Annotated in this window: 17 protein-coding genes; 8 read left to right on the plus strand and 9 right to left on the minus strand. The window is 40.4% G+C overall.

Annotated features, from left to right (window positions below):
* Positions 1-147: 147 nt before the first annotated feature.
* Positions 148-309 carry a hypothetical protein gene (locus tag V7L20_RS05935; protein WP_334743278.1) on the minus strand — a complete coding sequence of 54 codons (162 nt, stop codon included), beginning with the start codon at positions 307-309 and terminating at the stop codon, positions 148-150.
* Positions 310-368: 59 nt separating this feature from the next.
* Entirely contained in the window at positions 369-1,040 is a 672-nt protein-coding gene (locus tag V7L20_RS05940; protein ID WP_334743168.1) for a LuxR C-terminal-related transcriptional regulator, read from the minus strand.
* A gap of 100 nt (positions 1,041-1,140) precedes the next feature.
* On the opposite strand from V7L20_RS05940, the gene V7L20_RS05945 reads away from it, so the two are divergent.
* On the plus strand, positions 1,141-1,797 hold the full coding sequence (locus tag V7L20_RS05945; RefSeq protein ID WP_334743169.1) for a DUF3386 domain-containing protein: 657 nt from the start codon (positions 1,141-1,143) through the stop codon (positions 1,795-1,797).
* Positions 1,798-2,090: 293 nt separating this feature from the next.
* On the plus strand, positions 2,091-2,747 hold the full coding sequence (locus V7L20_RS05950) for a pentapeptide repeat-containing protein (protein ID WP_334743170.1): 657 nt from the start codon (positions 2,091-2,093) through the stop codon (positions 2,745-2,747).
* 69 nt (positions 2,748-2,816) lie between these two features.
* Here the strand turns inward: V7L20_RS05950 and V7L20_RS05955 are convergent, their stop codons facing one another.
* The 3 genes from V7L20_RS05955 to fraC all read right to left on the minus strand — a co-directional run bounded on the left by V7L20_RS05955 (position 2,817) and on the right by fraC (position 5,326).
* Complete coding sequence (locus V7L20_RS05955) at positions 2,817-3,596, minus strand: ABC transporter permease (protein WP_334743171.1); 780 nt, start codon at positions 3,594-3,596, stop codon at positions 2,817-2,819.
* 93 nt (positions 3,597-3,689) lie between these two features.
* A complete protein-coding gene (gene fraD / locus V7L20_RS05960) occupies positions 3,690-4,730 on the minus strand; it encodes a septal junction protein FraD (RefSeq protein ID WP_334743172.1) in 1,041 nt (346 codons plus the stop codon).
* Positions 4,731-4,786: 56 nt separating this feature from the next.
* Complete coding sequence (gene fraC, locus V7L20_RS05965) at positions 4,787-5,326, minus strand: filament integrity protein FraC (RefSeq protein ID WP_334743173.1); 540 nt, start codon at positions 5,324-5,326, stop codon at positions 4,787-4,789.
* A gap of 350 nt (positions 5,327-5,676) precedes the next feature.
* On the opposite strand from fraC, the gene V7L20_RS05970 reads away from it, so the two are divergent.
* Together V7L20_RS05970 and V7L20_RS05975 are read left to right on the plus strand one after the other, a co-directional pair.
* Positions 5,677-6,813: a cob(I)yrinic acid a,c-diamide adenosyltransferase gene (locus tag V7L20_RS05970; protein WP_334743174.1), complete on the plus strand. Its 1,137-nt coding sequence runs from the start codon at positions 5,677-5,679 to the stop codon at positions 6,811-6,813.
* Between the two features lie 236 nt (positions 6,814-7,049).
* A complete protein-coding gene (locus V7L20_RS05975; protein ID WP_334743270.1) occupies positions 7,050-7,160 on the plus strand; it encodes a helix-turn-helix transcriptional regulator in 111 nt (36 codons plus the stop codon).
* A 20-nt stretch (positions 7,161-7,180) separates the two neighbouring features.
* On the opposite strand, the gene V7L20_RS05980 is transcribed toward V7L20_RS05975, so the two are convergent.
* The 4 genes from V7L20_RS05980 to gatB form a co-directional block, all read right to left on the minus strand.
* Complete coding sequence (locus V7L20_RS05980) at positions 7,181-8,143, minus strand: GGDEF domain-containing response regulator (RefSeq protein WP_334743175.1); 963 nt, start codon at positions 8,141-8,143, stop codon at positions 7,181-7,183.
* A complete protein-coding gene (locus V7L20_RS05985; protein WP_334743176.1) occupies positions 8,140-8,709 on the minus strand; it encodes a response regulator in 570 nt (189 codons plus the stop codon). The genes V7L20_RS05980 and V7L20_RS05985 overlap by 4 nt, the downstream gene beginning before the upstream one ends.
* Positions 8,710-9,329: 620 nt before the next feature.
* Entirely contained in the window at positions 9,330-9,566 is a 237-nt protein-coding gene (locus tag V7L20_RS05990) for a hypothetical protein (protein WP_334743177.1), read from the minus strand.
* Positions 9,567-10,445: 879 nt separating this feature from the next.
* Complete coding sequence (gatB, locus tag V7L20_RS05995; RefSeq protein WP_334743271.1) at positions 10,446-11,921, minus strand: Asp-tRNA(Asn)/Glu-tRNA(Gln) amidotransferase subunit GatB; 1,476 nt, start codon at positions 11,919-11,921, stop codon at positions 10,446-10,448.
* 272 nt (positions 11,922-12,193) lie between these two features.
* On the opposite strand from gatB, the gene argJ reads away from it, so the two are divergent.
* The 4 genes from argJ to V7L20_RS06015 all read left to right on the plus strand — a co-directional run bounded on the left by argJ (position 12,194) and on the right by V7L20_RS06015 (position 16,809).
* On the plus strand, positions 12,194-13,435 hold the full coding sequence (argJ, locus tag V7L20_RS06000; RefSeq protein WP_334743178.1) for a bifunctional ornithine acetyltransferase/N-acetylglutamate synthase: 1,242 nt from the start codon (positions 12,194-12,196) through the stop codon (positions 13,433-13,435).
* Complete coding sequence (locus tag V7L20_RS06005) at positions 13,416-13,553, plus strand: hypothetical protein (RefSeq protein ID WP_334743179.1); 138 nt, start codon at positions 13,416-13,418, stop codon at positions 13,551-13,553. The genes argJ and V7L20_RS06005 overlap by 20 nt, the downstream gene beginning before the upstream one ends.
* Positions 13,554-13,600: 47 nt before the next feature.
* Positions 13,601-14,659 (plus strand): hypothetical protein, encoded by a 1,059-nt coding sequence (locus V7L20_RS06010; RefSeq protein ID WP_334743180.1) that lies wholly within the window; start codon positions 13,601-13,603, stop codon positions 14,657-14,659.
* A 767-nt stretch (positions 14,660-15,426) separates the two neighbouring features.
* Positions 15,427-16,809, plus strand: a complete 1,383-nt coding sequence (locus V7L20_RS06015; RefSeq protein ID WP_334743181.1) for a CmpA/NrtA family ABC transporter substrate-binding protein — start codon at positions 15,427-15,429, stop codon at positions 16,807-16,809.
* Positions 16,810-16,860: the final 51 nt, after the last annotated feature.

Here is a 16,860-nt window from a genome sequence, read left to right on the forward strand (position 1 = left end):
TCGGTCGTGCTAATGCCAAGCTCAAGCTTTGTTTTATCAGATTGATGCTCAAAAGACTAGCTGCTAGATAGAAAAAGATATCAAATGGGTTCTATCATCTCTGCATCGAATGGCACGAGACGCGAAATTGTACTTCGTCCCGCTACGCTAACGCGTCTCTACAGGTCTAAAATCAGTACCAAAAATCTTTAAATTCATGCCGGGTTTAGTCATTAGGGGGTAAGCTTTGAAGCGACGTTTCTTTACTCGTGCTTCACTGCGACCTGGGTAATCAGGAACAGCCTTGTGAGCAATAACTTTAAGTTTCATTGCAATAAATTTGAAGACGTTTTGTTGAAGTTACGGCTAACAATTCGGGAATAAGGGGTTTATGAAACTTGTATATCTTGTAGCTTTGCCACCATTTCTGCACGCGCCGAAACCTTTAACTTACGAAACATCCTCTTCAAAGCTTGTTTGACGGAATTTTGCGTAATCCAAAGTTTTTCCCCAATTTCTGCGTTTGTTAACCCCTGCGCCACTAACTCGGCAATTTCTAACTCACGCGCTGTTAGAGGATTTACTAAAAGGGAATGGGATATTTTTGGTTTCGTCCGTAGAATCGCCATTTTTGCTGATAAATGAATGCATAAGGCACTTAAATCAGCCAAATCGTTGCCATTAAAAGCAGGATTTCCCTTGTCACGAGTTAAGTTAAGCGTTCCGACAAGACGACCATCGCAAACAATTGGCCCAGTCATTACATGTTCGTGGTCAGAACGCGAGCAAAAATGCTTCCAATCTCCTGGTGATAATAATAACTGTTCATGGGCGGGAGCGTGACGCTCAACCACGTAGCGCCCGACTGGATTGCTTTCTAAGCATACTGCCGGAATACCTTGAACATCAATTTGGGCCGTTGGTTGCTCATCTAAAAAATAAATACCCCAATTTTGTACGCCAAAATGCTCACCAATTTTATCCGTGAGAGCTAGCCTTAATTCTTGCTCATTTTGGACATTGGCGATCGCATCAAATACGGCGTGGAGAGAATTAACCATAAGTGTACCCAGTTGGGGACTATCCAAGCCTCAACAATTACTTCTATGCTAATACCAAGGAAACTAAAACGCTAATTACAGTAGCGACTAGGAGAAGCACATGACAGTTACACAACTCTCTGCTCAGGAACTTTTCCGGGCTGCTTACGAGAACCGCTATACTTGGGACAAGAATTTCCCTGGTTATACTGCAAATATTACCTTTAAGCATGATGATAAAGTGTTTACAGGCAAAGTTATCATCAATGCCAATCTCAAAGCGGAAGTTTTGGATGTAGATGACGAGTCGGCCAAGCAGGCAATTCATGGTCAAGCATGGGAAATAGCAATTCACCGCATCCGCCGCAGCTTTGAAGACACCCACAGCGCCAATACGTTTAGCTATGGTAAAACTGACAAAACTGGTGCGGTTGAACTTTTAATTGGTGGTAAGGCTGAGGGCGATAAATACAAAGTCCGCAATAATGAAGTATGCCATGTTCACCGTTTAATTCACGGTACTTACGTAACAATTGATACCTTTAGCAGTCACGACACTGGAGAAGGCTACTTGTCCCATACCTATGACTCTGTGTACCATGACCCCAAAACTGGGGAACAAAAGGGCGGTAGAAGCGAATTTACCGATGAGTATAAAAAAGTTGGTGACTATTTTATTCTGAATCGTCGCGAGATTCGCACCGAGACAGCAGGACAAGTTTCTATTCAAGAATTTATCTTCTCTAAGATTAAATTGTTGGAACCTGTTGCTGCTTAAGCTGTATTTATAATCTAAAAATTAGCGATCGCTCTTTATTTTATAGGAGTGATCGCTTTTTTTTGAGATTTTGATTGATGAATATGAGGTTTTAATTATCAATGTTTCCTGACCTATGTCAGCATTTTTTGTTTTAAAAACCACTTCAAAAGCGCATTTTCAAACTCCTAGCAATTTTTTGGGAATTTATTTTTGATTATTAAGTCAGCTGATCTCCATTTGCGGTGTAATCTCAATATACGGTAACTATCACACTCGACCTTTGAGATAAATTACACCCAGAGGTGAATACCATGAAAAATTATGCTGCTCAACAGAAATTTATATTAAGTCAAATCACAAATAAATATTTTCAGCGCCGAGATTTCAGTGGATGTGACTTGCGTGGAATTGACCTGAAAGGAATTGATTTGAGTGGTGTTAACTTCATAGGAGCGGATTTGCGTGAAGCAAATTTGTGTGGCTGTGTCCTCACTCGTGCTAATTTAAGTAGCGCAAATCTGATGGAAGCTAACTTACATGAAGCTAATTTGTATGAAGCATCTTTGTGCGAAGCTAATTTGATTAATGCTGATTTAACACGAGCAAATTTGTGTGGAACTTTCTTATGGCGGGCAAAATTCATAGGGAGTAATCTTTGGGGTGCTTCTTTATGTGATGTGGATTTGAGAGAAGCAGACTTAAGTGAAGCCAAATTAATTGAAGCATCACTGATTGAAGCTAATTTAATTAGAGCAAATCTCACAGGAGCAAAGCTATGTGGAGCAAAATTATTAGAAGCTAATTTAACTGAGGCCAACTTAACTGGTGCAGACCTAACATGGGCCAATTTAACCAAGGCAAACTTGAATAAGGCAAACCTTTGGCAGACAAACCTGATTTATGCGAAGCTTCGGGATACTATCATGCCTGATGGCACAATTGAGCAACCTCAGATCGTGGTTTATTAGTCATTAGTCATTGGTCATTTGTCATTAATTAAGAGAAAAGAAGTTTCTGTTTGCCCCAATGGCTAATGACTAAAACTCACGTTGTGAGAAGATAAAAATAGCGATCGCTAACAACATGGCACTATAAAGTAAGCCATAACCAGCATTTGTAATCAGTGCAGTTGTGTCAGGTAGTGCTTGCAGACCATAAATGGCATCGTTTTTCAAATTTAATCGAGATAAATCAGGCAAGATGAGAAACAAACCTTGAGTTAGACTTTCTATACCAGGGTTGCGGCTCAGACGACCAAGCTGTACTAAATCTTGAGTAATATTTCCGATTAAATATACCGCAAAGGTTAAAATAGTCGCCAGTAAAGAAGCAGTGAAAACACCGAAGGTAATAGCCACAGTGGTGATTAATGACAACTGCAATAATAAAAAAATTGCAGCAATTAGAATGCTCGCGGTTGGATGAGGAATGTTAGCAAATTGCAGAAATACTAGATAAATTGCTGTCATTGTGGCGACAAGCACAGCAAGTACTGCGGATAAACCCAAGTATTTGCCGACGATAATTTCGCTACGGCTGACAGGTTTAGCAATTAACACCAAAATAGTGCGTTTATCAATTTCTTTATTAACCAGTCCCGTACCAATAAATATCGTCACAATTAACCCGATGGCATTCATTGCCGCCAGCCCAAAATCTAAAAAGATTTTGTCTTCAGTCGCTGCTGCAAATTCAGGAAGTACACGAAAAGCGATGGCAATTATCAGTGCATAAAAACCAATAATAAATAGGATGCGATCGCGTACCACTTCCTGAAACACATTCTTTGCTAATACAAAAATTCTGTTAATAGCCATTTGTTATTAGTCACTTGTACTGAGCGTCTTGCCCTGAGCGGCGTCGTTCGCGCAGCGTCCCGTAGGGAAGGGAGCCGAAGTATTAGTCTTTAATCATTGATTCTTGTTCCCTTGCTCCTCCCCCGGTTGCAAAGGTGGTGATCCAGCAAAAAGTTTACTGCCGCGATCGCATTCAATTTCTGCAACTGTAATCTTATTGTCTGAATTGCTAGTTGCTGCAACTGGTTCAATGCGACAAGATTTTTTCAAGTAATAGCCCCGTGGGTTAGAACTTGGGCCCATCCAAATATTTAATAAATCTAATATATATCCAGACTTAGCACCAGTTACACGCGGTTCAACATGCCATAGTTCCTTCTCTTCATATTCACTCAAGTTTTTTTGAATTACTTCTCTACCTAGAGTTCCTACCCGCGAATTTACATAATTCGGTAGCAGCCATTTCTCTACTTCCGACCAAGGTCTTTTAGCTATTTCTTCTACTACTATCGGTTGAATTTTCTCTAAAATTATAGCGCCGTTTCTTGGGATTTTTAGGCGCTTTTCTGTACTGACAAGAACGGTACTACTTTTAAAAGTATCTGCTTGCAAACTAGGATATTCTTGAAACCAATTATTCATCACAAAGTGAAACTGAATCCAGCAACTTAGCAGCATACTACTAGCAACTAAAATTATAATTCTTTGGCGGTCTTGTGGTTGAGGTATTCTAGCTTTGGCATCGGTATCATTTCCTTCAATAAATTCTGGTATAGCCGTTATTAGTGCTGAAATTGTCGGCCAAAAAACGATTGTTCTTGGTGTAATAACATCCCGTTGATCTCCAAATGCAAAAACACTCACTAAGAATCCTGTAATTACTGCCCCGACTGGCATAAAAGTACCAGGAACCCTCAAAGGATCTTCAGTTGTATACCAAGCTGTACCGGCAATTAAAAATAACCACCCGAAAAAGGCAATTATATCTTTGATATAACCTATAGCAAAATATGAAACTATCCAAGAAAAAACACTCAAATAAATAAATGTTTGCCAAGAATAAGCTTTGGGTGGGACTAATACTTTTCTAATTCCCGCATAAAGCCCTTCCGCAAATTTAAAAAAACCAAATACATCTTTAAGTAGCGTATTCATATTCTTCTCTCCACCTGATTAATCACTACTTTTACTTTGAATTAAGTAAATTATTGCTACTTTGACCGAAAGAATAAAATAATTGTTATAGCACTATAGCTCAGAGAATTCGCTATTAATGTAGTAATCAATAAATTGCTATTTTGTAATTTAGCACTGCTAAAAGTACGCCATCGTCGCCGTTGAAATGTTTGAGTCTCCTCTTCTTTTTTAGCAACTGGTTCACTCAATGATAGTAGTAATACCCTTAAAATGAAAAACTTCATGATAAAAGTAGCAAAAAAAATTATAGAAACAGTTAAAATAATTACACTTTGTGTATTCGCTGATTTAAAATTATTAAAAAACATATAGTTAATTAATTCTGATTTCAGGTGTATCGGCAACATTGGTTCTGCTACAAAAAATATGAACCAACCAATTACACTAGAAAACAGATTCATAGAGATAGCATAAAAAATGCTAGTTTTTTTGTCAAATTTTAGTCGATTGTGCAAAACATACGCTTCGATAGGGATGGCAATCAGTACAAATAAAAAGTCAAACAGAATTCCACCAATAGGAAAAATCCTGGGAAGCATCCAATTTTCAGGCATAAATGATGGTCAAGGGTAAGGGTTAACTGTAGAGAGTATAACTGGGATAGTGAGGGTCATGGGTGAAATTATCTGATTGTTTTTGTTCTTTACTAAGTAAGTCTGTACAATAAAACAAAATTCTGTGAAGAAAAGTAAACAAGTCTCAAACTCTTTTTCTCCCTGCTCCTTGCCCCCTGCCTTATTCCAAGGATAATTATTTACGCCGACCTACTTATGTTGGTGTGTCAATATTATCTTGCCGATATTATTTATACAATTATACGGACGCATTAGTGGAGCAGTTTCTCTATCTAAGATTACAAGACGTTAGGTAAGATTAAAGACTGCCACTTATAGCTTTTCAAAAAATGACAAGGAACGGTATTGGTATTCGCACGGCGCAAGTGCGTCAGGAACGCCTCGTTGGTCAAATTCACGTCTACGATGGCATGGGTAAAGGTAAGTCCCAAGCGGCTTTGGGGGTGGTTTTGCGTTCTATTGGCTTGGGGATAAATACGCCTAGCAACTCTAACCGCGTTTTACTGCTGCGGTTTTTAAAAGGGCCGGAACGTGATTATGATGAAGATGGTGCGATCGCAGCTTTGCAACGAGGGTTTCCTCATTTAATTGACCAGGTTCGCACTGGGAGAGCCGAATTTTTTGGGCATGAGGAAATTACGACTTTTGACCGAGATGAAGCAATGCGGGGTTGGGATGTAGCTAAAGGCGCGATCGCTAGTGGTTTATATTCAGTTGTTGTCTTGGATGAAATTAACCCGGTTCTAGATTTGGGTTTGCTACCACTAGATGAAGTGGTACGGACATTAAAATCTAAACCCCAAGAGTTGGAAATCATCGCTACCGGACGCGCCGCACCGCAAAAGTTACTCGATATTGCAGATTTGCACTCAGAAATGAAACCTCATCACCACCCAACAGCTAAAGCTCTTTTCCTTGAAGGGATTGAAATTTATACTGGTGCTGGTAAAGGTAAGTCTACTAGTGCTTTGGGCAAAGCCTTACAGGCTATTGGTAGAGGAATCAATCATCCAGGGTCTACCCGTGTGCTAATTATGCAGTGGCTTAAAGGTGGTAGTGGCTACACAGAAGACGCTGCGATCGCCGCCTTACAGCAGTCATATCCCGAAGTAGTGGATCATCAGCGCTGCGGTGGAGATGCGATCGTCTGGCGAAATTCCCGGCAAGAATTAGATTATGTAGAAGCTCAAAGGGGTTGGGAAATCGCAAAAGTTGCGATCGCCTCTGGTCTGTATAAAACTATTATTCTTGATGAACTAAATCCCACCGTTGATTTAGAATTACTCCCCGTTGAACCTATTGTCCAAGCTTTACTTTGCAAACCCCGCGACACCGAAATCATCATCACTGGTCGCTGCCAAAATCCACCTGCATACTTCGACTTGGCTAGCATCCACTCAGAGGTTTACTGCCATAAACACTATGCCAATCAAGGTGTAGAACTTAAACGAGGGGTAGATTTTTAAGCGTCGCGGATTAGTTTATAGGCTAGATTTTCTAGGAAAATAACAATTTGCAGTCAACTCAGAAGGTGATAAACGACTTGTATTTAAGCCAGACAACAACCCTATCCCTTTTACCAAGGATGGAAGCATTGATTGGTCAAAAGCTACTGCTGTTTGTATTGAATTCATTAAAGATTACCATGACTAAGACAACCCGACCATTTACTCCAGATTAGGTATCTTCTCCAGGTGATGCCATCGCTGATTTATTAGAAGAGCGTGATTGGACACAAGCACAATTAGCAGAGCGTTTAGGCTACACCACAAAACATATTAGCCAGTTGATCAAAATGGCAAAGCACCAATAAATGAAGAAACAGCCCTGAAGCTACAACAGGTTATTAGGTAGTTGAATATTTTGCACAAAGCGATCGCGTCCTGCTGCCTTTGCTTGATACAATGCCCGATCTGCGGCAGAAATCATTTCTTCTATATCAGAATCTGGCTGAGGAATTTCTGTCGTAAACCCGGCACTCAGGGTTACATGAGGACTAACTTGAGAATTTTTATGAGGAATTGCTAGTGTTCGGACAGCATGACAAATTTTTTCAGCAACATGAGTTGCCCCCTCTGTGTCTGTATTAGGTAAAATCACAGCAAATTCTTCTCCGCCATAACGGGCAACTAAATCTCCGGGGCGTTTAATAATATCTTTGAGCGCTTTAGCAATTTCTTGAAGACAGTGATCACCTATCCGATGACCATAGGTATCATTATATGATTTAAAGAAATCAACATCGCAAAGAATCAGGGAAAGGGGACGTTTATCCCGTTTCATGCGCTGCCATTCTTGGTTAAAATACTCTTCAAACCGTCGGCGGTTAGCTACTTGAGTTAATCCATCGATAGTAGCTAATCGCTGCAATTCCAGATTAACAGCTTCCAGTTTTTGCTGTAACTGAGATTGCTCAATTAAGCGTTTTACCCGTTGTCTCAAAACTGCCCAGTGAATCGGTTTGGTAACATAATCCATTGCTCCTACAGCAAATGCCCGGTCAACCGACACTTGATCTTCAAGCCCTGTAACCATTAAAACCGGAGTGTACTTGCTACAATCAAAATTCTGTAACTGAGTGCAACACTCGAACCCATCCATATCTGGCATCTTGGCATCAAGAAGCACTATATCAGGATGCAATTGCTTAAAAACTTCTATTGCTTCTATGCCATTTTCAGCCTCTGCTATTTGATAGCCTTCCCGCTCCAAAAAATGCCGCAGTATCAGGCGGATAAAAGGTTCATCATCAACAATTAGAACTAAAGATTGGCTTTCTTGAGCATCAGCTTTCATGGTATTTCCTTTGCAAGTTCTTGTTCTAAGGCAGCTTTAACTTGTTCATATTCCTGATGTAGTTGTGAGATTAATTCTAGGCTGTTTTCTAATTTACTGCTGTATCCCTGTGCTTCTAACACCTTGCAAAGCTGTGCTAGGGCGATCGCTCCAACAGAAGCACTGCTAGACTTAAGTTGGTGGGCTGAGTTCAATAGAGTCTGGGCATTTTGAGTTGTGATAGCTGTACTGATATCTTGTACCAATCTCGGTGTCTCTGTAAGATAACACTCAATTAGTTCAACAAATGCCACACGATCTCCTTGGAGCATATTCTGCAAAAATTGGAGAATTTTGGCATCGATTTTGTCGGTTTTTAACGTCTGGTTTTGCTCTGACTGTAGGATATTTTGCGAAAGTTGCAATTCTAAGGACATTACCTTACCTTGTTTTTCTGTGGAAGTGAATTCAGAACTTTTTTGGCGTGAGCATTTACTGAATGCCTCAGCTAACTCTTGAAGCTGAATTGGTTTACTAATGTAGTCATCCATGCCAGCAGCAAGACAGACTTCGTGATCGCGCTGCATTGCATTGGCAGTTCTCGCAATTATATCGGTGCTGTTTGAGCACTCATTAACCCTCCAACACTTTCAGGGCTTATTGCGCTAACTTTTATTTTTAAATAATCTCAAATATCAATAGCAAGGGGACAATTACGGAATTTACTTATAAGTTAGATATTTGGATATAATCTTGTTAGAAAAAATTAATAACTTCTGGTTATAATTATCTTTTTTTTGCTAGTAGCAAATTGTCTATACTAGTACACCTGGCGCGGAAATAAACATACCATTTCAAATGGCACAATGACTTCCGGCTTGCGGTACTAGGCTTTTGTATGAGACGCGATCACTAATCTGCCACTGACATGAATAAACTTAAAGTTACTAGCTCACTGACACTCTACACGCAAAAGCTTACTGGCTCGGAACTTGGATTTTAAAACGTAAAATACAAAGGTTGATATGCTTATTGAGAACATCCAGAATTTTTAAGTGAAGGGTAAATTGTAATCTGGAGTTGTAAGCAATGTCTTTGATGGGCTACACCTATACATTGTTAATTTTTATCGAGGAAGGCAGAGGGCAAGTCAAGCTTACGGAAAACTGCCCTCTTTCCAGATAGGTCTATTGCCTATACTTACACCTTAAATTACAGCTTCTTGGCGTTGACAATCAAAAACAACCATGTAAGAAGCATTTGGTGTTTCCTGGGGGAGATGCCGCATATAGCCTTCGGCATCAGAACGGCTGCGGAAGCGAGCAACAATCTCGCGTTGCGTATTAGGAAGTAGACGAGCGATCGCCCAAGAATTAAGGCGTTCTTTATAGGCAATAGCCTGATTGTCTAATTTGGAAGCTTTGTAATCCGTAGTTTCTGGCATAATTATCTTAACCGTATGAAGTTTAATGAAGGACGTTAATTAGTTTCTAGGTAGGAATGCACTAAGCTTTTTTTTAATGCTGCTGCCACCTTGTTATTCGATTATTAAAAAATTGTCAACACTGAGCGATATATTTTAGACCAATTCAGTTAGAATTTTCAGGTGGCTATGAATCTAAAAGCTTTAATTTGCAATTGTTTCAGGTCACAACAATGCTCAAATAGAAAGTTTGGCAAATATTGGGTTTGTATGATTTGTATGCATATACATAAGTAAAATCTGCATCAGTATTAAAATGAACCTCAACGTCTTAAAAAATATATAGACCTCATATTTGATTGCGTGAAAAAAACTTAGTACACCTTTATTCCTTCTTCGCAGCGATGCACTAAGCGCAGTCGTTGTGTCCCAAGTATTGAGTCTCTACGAGTAATTCACCGAATCAAATCAGATTGCTATAGTTGGCAATTAGCATAATTGTTTAAACACAAAAGCAAAAAAGGAGAGCCACTTGCGTCGCTCTCCAGATCATTACGGTACATCTTTTTTTCACACCATATCACTAATGATGTAAGGGGTAATACTTATTTATTAAGATTATATCTAAAAATTTGATGAAGCTTCTATGTAAATACCACATAATTCAAATAAAAAAGAGAGCCACTTAGGCAGCTCTCCAGATCATCAGGGTGCATCTACTTACCACAGCATAGCATTTTAGGTATGCGGGCTGTCACCAGTTTTTATATGAAGATTTCATGAATAATCACCGGGAAAATACGTAGTTGAGGATTGGGTATTAGGAATTGGGAAGAGGACAAGAGGAAAGACTTGTTGCAAGTTCTCACCTTTTGTCACCTTGTCCCCCTACCTCCCCTGCTAGGCGTTCAGTTTTTTCTCCACCAATTCGTTAGTTAGCTTAGGATCGGCACGTTTGCCTGTCTTTTTCAGAACTTGTCCGACAAAGAAGCCTTTGAGGTTGGTGTTGCCGTTGCGATATTTTTCTAGTTCTTTGGGATTGGCAGCTATGACTTCATCAACGATAGGTTCTAGTACACTAGGATCAGTAATTAACTCTTGACCTGCAAAGGCTTTTTCAGGAGAAATACCAGTGAGCAAATCTGGCAACTTTTGTTTAGCTTGAGCATTGCTAATTTTGCCCGTTTCAATGCGAGTGATGATATCAGCTAGATTGGTGGGAGTTAAGCCGATTTCAGTAATACTGAGTTTTTGCTTATTGAGGTGGGCGGCGATATCTTGAGTAATCCAGTTTGCAGCAGCTTTTGAATTTGCTCCAGATGCGATCGCAGTTTCAAAATATTCCGCTATTGAATGATCTTCTGTTAGCACTCGCGTATCGTAAGCCGAAAGCCCCAACTCACTTTCATAACGATGGCGTTTTTGGGCTGGTAATTCTGGTAATTCGCTACGCCATTTCTCTAATTGTTCATTTGACACCTCAATTGGTGCTAAATCTGGTTCGGGGAAGTAGCGGTAATCGCTAGAACCTTCTTTTACCCGCATACTACTTGTGCGTTGAGCGCCTTCTTCCCACAGCCGAGTTTCTTGGATAATGCGATCGCCTGCAACGATTGCTGTGATTTGACGTTCAATTTCGTAGTCAATCGCCCGTTGGATGGCGCTGAACGAGTTCATGTTTTTAATTTCTACCTTAGTGCCAAATTCCTTTCGTCCCACTGGACGCACAGAAATGTTGACATCACAGCGCAGAGATCCTTCTTGCATATTACCGTCACTCACGCCGAGATATCGCACAATCCGGCGCATTTCTTCGACATACTCAGCAGCTTCTAATCCAGAACGTAGGTCAGGTTCTGAGACAATTTCCACTAACGGTACGCCTGCACGATTGTAGTCTACCAGAGAATAGGAAGAACCGGAGAGGCGATCACTACCTGCGTGTACCAATTTTCCAGCATCTTCTTCCATGTGTAGACGTGTGATACCAATACGTTTGCGAGTAGGGTTACCCTCAGCATCTACCAACTCAATTTCTAACCATCCGTGTTCTGCGATCGGTAGATCATATTGAGAAATTTGGTAATTTTTGGGTAAGTCAGGATAAAAATACTGTTTACGGTCAAACTTGCTATATCTAGCGATTTGACAATTCAATGCCAAACCAGCCTTGACGGCGTATTCTAATACTTTTTCATTGAGTACAGGTAAGACCCCAGGTAAACCCATGCAAACCGGGTCAATGTTAGTATTGGGGTCACCACCAAATGCTGTAGAGCTATTAGAGAAAATCTTGGTATTTGTACTCAGCTGACAATGGGTTTCTAGACCAATAATCGCTTCATACTCAGTTTTTACAGTTGTAGCAGTGGTCATAATATCAATATTTGGGCATAATCCTTGTAGTGGTACTATTGTAGCGGCGTATTGAGTTGCCCTGAAGACGGTTATTTGGGTGAGCAATGCTTACCCTTATCAGCTTGAAAAGGGAGATGCAAACTAATGTTTAAGGTTGGAAATCTTCTGTTTCGGGAGTCAGCCAGAGCGATCGCGGTTAAGTTATCTACTGAGTAATTAAAAATCTCCCTTTAAAACTCTAAACTATTGAGAGGTTGTTTAAATCTCTCAATAGTTTAGAGTGAAGAATAATGGCAGATTGGCAAAAAATTACAGGTGGCATCACAGCACCAAGGGGATATCAAGCGGCGGGAATTACCGCAGGGTTGAAACCTTCGGGGTTGCCAGATTTAGCTTTGATATTCTCACAGGTGGAAGCGATCGCAGCTGGTGTATTCACCACTAGCCAAGTTAAAGCTGCCTGCGTAGAATATTGTCGCCAACGTTTGCAAGCTAAACAGAGCGCTCGTGCCATCCTCTGCAACGCCGGACAAGCAAACGCGGCTACAGGGACTCAAGGCTACCTTGATACTTTAGAATCTGCTATGGCAGTAGGCCAAGCACTAAAGATCCCATCTGAATCTGTGTTACTGGCTTCCACTGGCGTGATTGGTCAAAGAATTAAGATGGATGCTTTGCGAAGTGGGATTCCCAAGGTAGTAGCAGCACTATCAGAAACAGGGTCAGATGCAGCAGCAGGGGCGATTATCACTACAGACTTGGTAACAAAATCCATTGCCCTAGAGACAACTATAAGCGATCGCCCAGTACGAATTGGTGGTATTGCCAAGGGTTCCGGTATGATTCACCCTAATATGGCAACTATGCTGGCATTTGTTACCTGTGATGCTGTGGTTTCGCCTCATCTTTGGCAGCAGATGTTAGCAAGGGCAGCTGATAGAAGTTTCAATTCTATTACTGTGGATGGCGATACCAGCACCAACGACAGCTTAATCGCTTTGGCAAACGGTCAATCTCGCACCCCAGCAATTACAGAATGGGGCGCAGAAGCAGAAAAATTAGAGGCGATGTTAACAGCAGTTTGCCAGCATTTAGCTAAAGCGATCGCTCGTGATGGTGAAGGCGCAACCTGTCTTATTGAAGTGGAAGTAACAGGGGCCCATGATGAACTCTCAGCTAGGCAAATAGCCAAAACCATCGCTGGTTCATCCTTAGTTAAATCTGCAATCTTTGGGCATGACCCTAACTGGGGACGCATCGCCGCCGCCGCCGGACGTGCAGGTGTGCCCTTTGAGCAAGAAAACCTGCAAATAAAACTAGGGAATTTTTTAATGTTGGAAAATGGTCAACCTCTGCAATTCGACCGTGCAGCAGCAAGTGCTTATTTGAAAAAAGCAGCGACAGGTGCTTATCTCCAAGAAGATAGAGTGTTAATCTCCGTTAACGTTGGCAATAGTCATGGTTCAGGTAAAGCTTGGGGTTGTGATTTGAGTTATGAGTACGTGAGGATTAATGCCGAATACACTACGTGAACTACTCCCAATTGTTGGCACTGTAGAGACGCGATTCATTGCGTCTTTACCCAAGGATGTGTTGCTTACAGTTTCCCATGCTGTGACTGGACGGGGGAAATGGCTAAGAAGCATATAAAACTTAGAAGGAAAAGGTACTTCAAGCTAAGTTCACAAATCGCTCAGTTGGATAATGCACAATTGCGTTTTCTGTTTGACAATAGTGAGTCGAATCAGTCTAGCACGGGTTGGGGAATGAATCACACCATTGTCCTTGGGAAATCCAAGGTATTTGTGAAACGTGTTCCGGTTACAAACATCGAATATAACAACTTGTTCTCCACCAGAAACCTCTATGACTTGCCAACTTACTGTAATTACGGCTTCGGTTCCACTGGTTTTGGTGTCTTCCGAGAACTTGTTACCCATATCAAGACAACCAATTGGGTATTGTCAGGAGTAATTGCCACCTTTCCACTAATGTACCATTATCGCATCATTCCCTTCTTTGGGCGGCGTGCCGATGTCGATAGGTCGCGTCTAAAAGATTATGTGGAGTACTGGGGCAATAGTGTCAATGCCGGGAATTATATGTTAGATAGAGCAAACGCCAACTATGAGTTGGTTCTGTTTCTAGAGTACATACCATATATTTTGGAAACATGGCTACAGGAAAACCCCAACAAACTTCAAAAATCCCTGGATGACTCACGCAAGACGATTACCTTTTTGAGAAAGAAGGGAATTATCCACTTTGACGCGCATTTTCGCAACATTCTTACCGACGGCAAGCGGATATATTTGACCGATTTTGGTTTGGTACTTGACAAGAGTTTTACGTTGACTAAAGATGAAGAGTCTTTTTTTAAGCAAAACACATTTTATGACTACGGAGAAGTCTTACGGAATCTTGGTCATCTTATTCAATCGTCTTATGATTTATGTTCCGAGAATGATAAAGGCAGGATTATAGAAAAATATGGCATAAAAGAAGGCTTAAAACCTTATGAACTGCGCTCTATATTACTCAACAACATCGAGCAGATACATGCTGATGGAGCCATGAAGTTAGATAAGTTTTATGTTACCAGCATCCTCAAGTACCGCAGTATCATTGCACTAATGCAAGACTTCTTTTCTGATATGTGGGCAAATAACAACAAGGACACAAAACTTCGTCACGCAGAACTACGGCTGCTGCTTAAAGAGACAGGGTTTATTTCTGGTGTTGGAAACAGTAGATAGTTGCGATCGCTGGATAATAAATACACCTATTTGGGCTATTTGCTTAAGTCTCCAACTTTCTCAGCCTTACTATCTCATCTCGTCGCAGTGCGCTCCTAAATTAAAGAGATAACATAATAGTTGGGATAAATAAAAACTTATGGATGACAAATTACTATTAAAGTTAAGTTACATAGGACTTATGCAATAACTCTCTGAAACTCTCATTCCTTTGCATCCTTTGCGCGGCAGTTGCTAAAGAGCAAGAACGCTAAGAGCGAACAAGTCGGCGAACTGCAAGGGCGCACTGCTTTGCCTTTGCAGTATCCTTCAGGAAGCCACTTCGTGTCTAGGTTTTTCCATTATTTTACGTAAGTCCTGTTACAAAAGAAGTGAAGATAGTCAATCATAAAGCAAACATAATACTCTTCATAAATAAGAGTTGATATATTAAAAATTATTCCTATAGTTAAGGATAATAGATAAATTTTTCTTTATACATCCAATCTAATATTTGTTTAATAATTCCGATTCCAAGTTGACAATTTCGGCTTCAAAGGCTGTAAACTGATTTCAACAAGGTGAATGATACCTCTGCATCACACTAGAAAAGCAGAGCCAATAATTTAACCGAGTTCTTATATAGCTAGCTGTTTCATTAATGAAATGGCTATGATCGCTTGGTCAAATATAGCTTGGTTAATTATTAATAATGCAAGAAACATAACGTTTTTTGCCTAATTTATCGCAGCTATAAAAATATAAATTGACATTTTCAGGAGATATTTATGACAAAATTTTTTAATCAAATTTCTCGCCGCAAATTTATCTTCACAGCCGGAGTATCTGCGGGTGCTGTATTCCTCAAAGGCTGTTTGGGTAATCCCCCTGAAAATCTGACTGGTGGAAACACTCAAGCACAGCCAACTGCTCAAACGGTTGCTAATACTAGTCCCGAACAAACACCAGAAACTACTAAAGTCAAGCTGGGGTATATTCCTATTGTGGAAGCGGCTCCTTTAATTATTGCTAAAGAAAAAGGCTTTTTTGCCAAGTATGGCATGACTAATGTTGACCTTTCTAAACAAGCTTCTTGGGGTGCAGCTAGAGATAATGTAGAAATTGGTTCTGCTGGTGGTGGTATAGATGGAGGTCAATGGCAGATGCCAATGCCACATTTAATCACAGAAGGTTTAATTACCAAAGGCAATCAAAAAATTCCCATGTATGTATTATGTCAATTGATTACGCATGGAAATGGAATTGCGATCGCCAACAAGCACCAAGGCAAAGGTATTAGTTTACAACTCGCCAGCGCTAAGTCTTTGTTTAAGGAATTAAAATCTTCAACACCCTTCACTGCTGCATTCACCTTTCCCCACGTCAACCAAGATTTGTGGATTCGCTACTGGTTGGCAGCAGGCGGCTTAGATCCAGATGCAGATGTCAAATTGCTCACAGTACCTGCGGCCCAAACTGTTGCCAATATGAAAACAGGAACAATGGATGCCTTTAGTACAGGCGACCCCTGGCCTTATCGCCTGGTTCAAGAAAAAATTGGCTATGTAGCAGCATTAACCGCAGAAATTTGGAAAAATCATCCTGAAGAATACGTCGCTATTAGAGGCGATTGGGTTGATAAAAATCCCAAGGCTACTAAAGCAATTTTAAAAGGAATTATGGAAGCTCAACAGTGGTTAGATAATTTTGATAATCGCAAAGAAGCGGCTCAAATTCTGGCTGGACGAAATTATTTCAATCTTTCTTCACCTGAAATACTGGCTGATCCATACCAAGGGAAGTATGACATGGGTGATGGTCGCAAAATTGATGATAAATCAATGGCAGCTTACTACTGGAAAGATGAAAAAGGTAATGTTTCTTATCCCTACAAGAGTCACGATTTATGGTTTATAACCGAAAATGTTCGTTGGGGATTTTTACCAAAAAATTACCTAGATAATAATGCTGCTAAGGCTAGAGAGCTGATCAAAAAAGTCAACCGTGAAGATATTTGGAAAGAAGCTGCCAAAGAAGCTGGCATTGCTACTGCTGATATTCCAACAAATACATCCCGTGGTGTAGAAGAGTTCTTTGATGGCATCAAATTTGACCCCGAAAAACCAGAAGAATATTTGAAGAGTCTCAAAATCAAGAAGGTCAGTGTTTAGTCATTGGTCATTAGTTATTTGCTCAAAAGTCTCAAAATCAAAAAGTAGAGA

The sequence above is a fragment of the Nostoc sp. genome (genome assembly GCF_036916735.1).
Taxonomy (GTDB): Bacteria; Cyanobacteriota; Cyanobacteriia; order Cyanobacteriales; family Nostocaceae; genus Nostoc.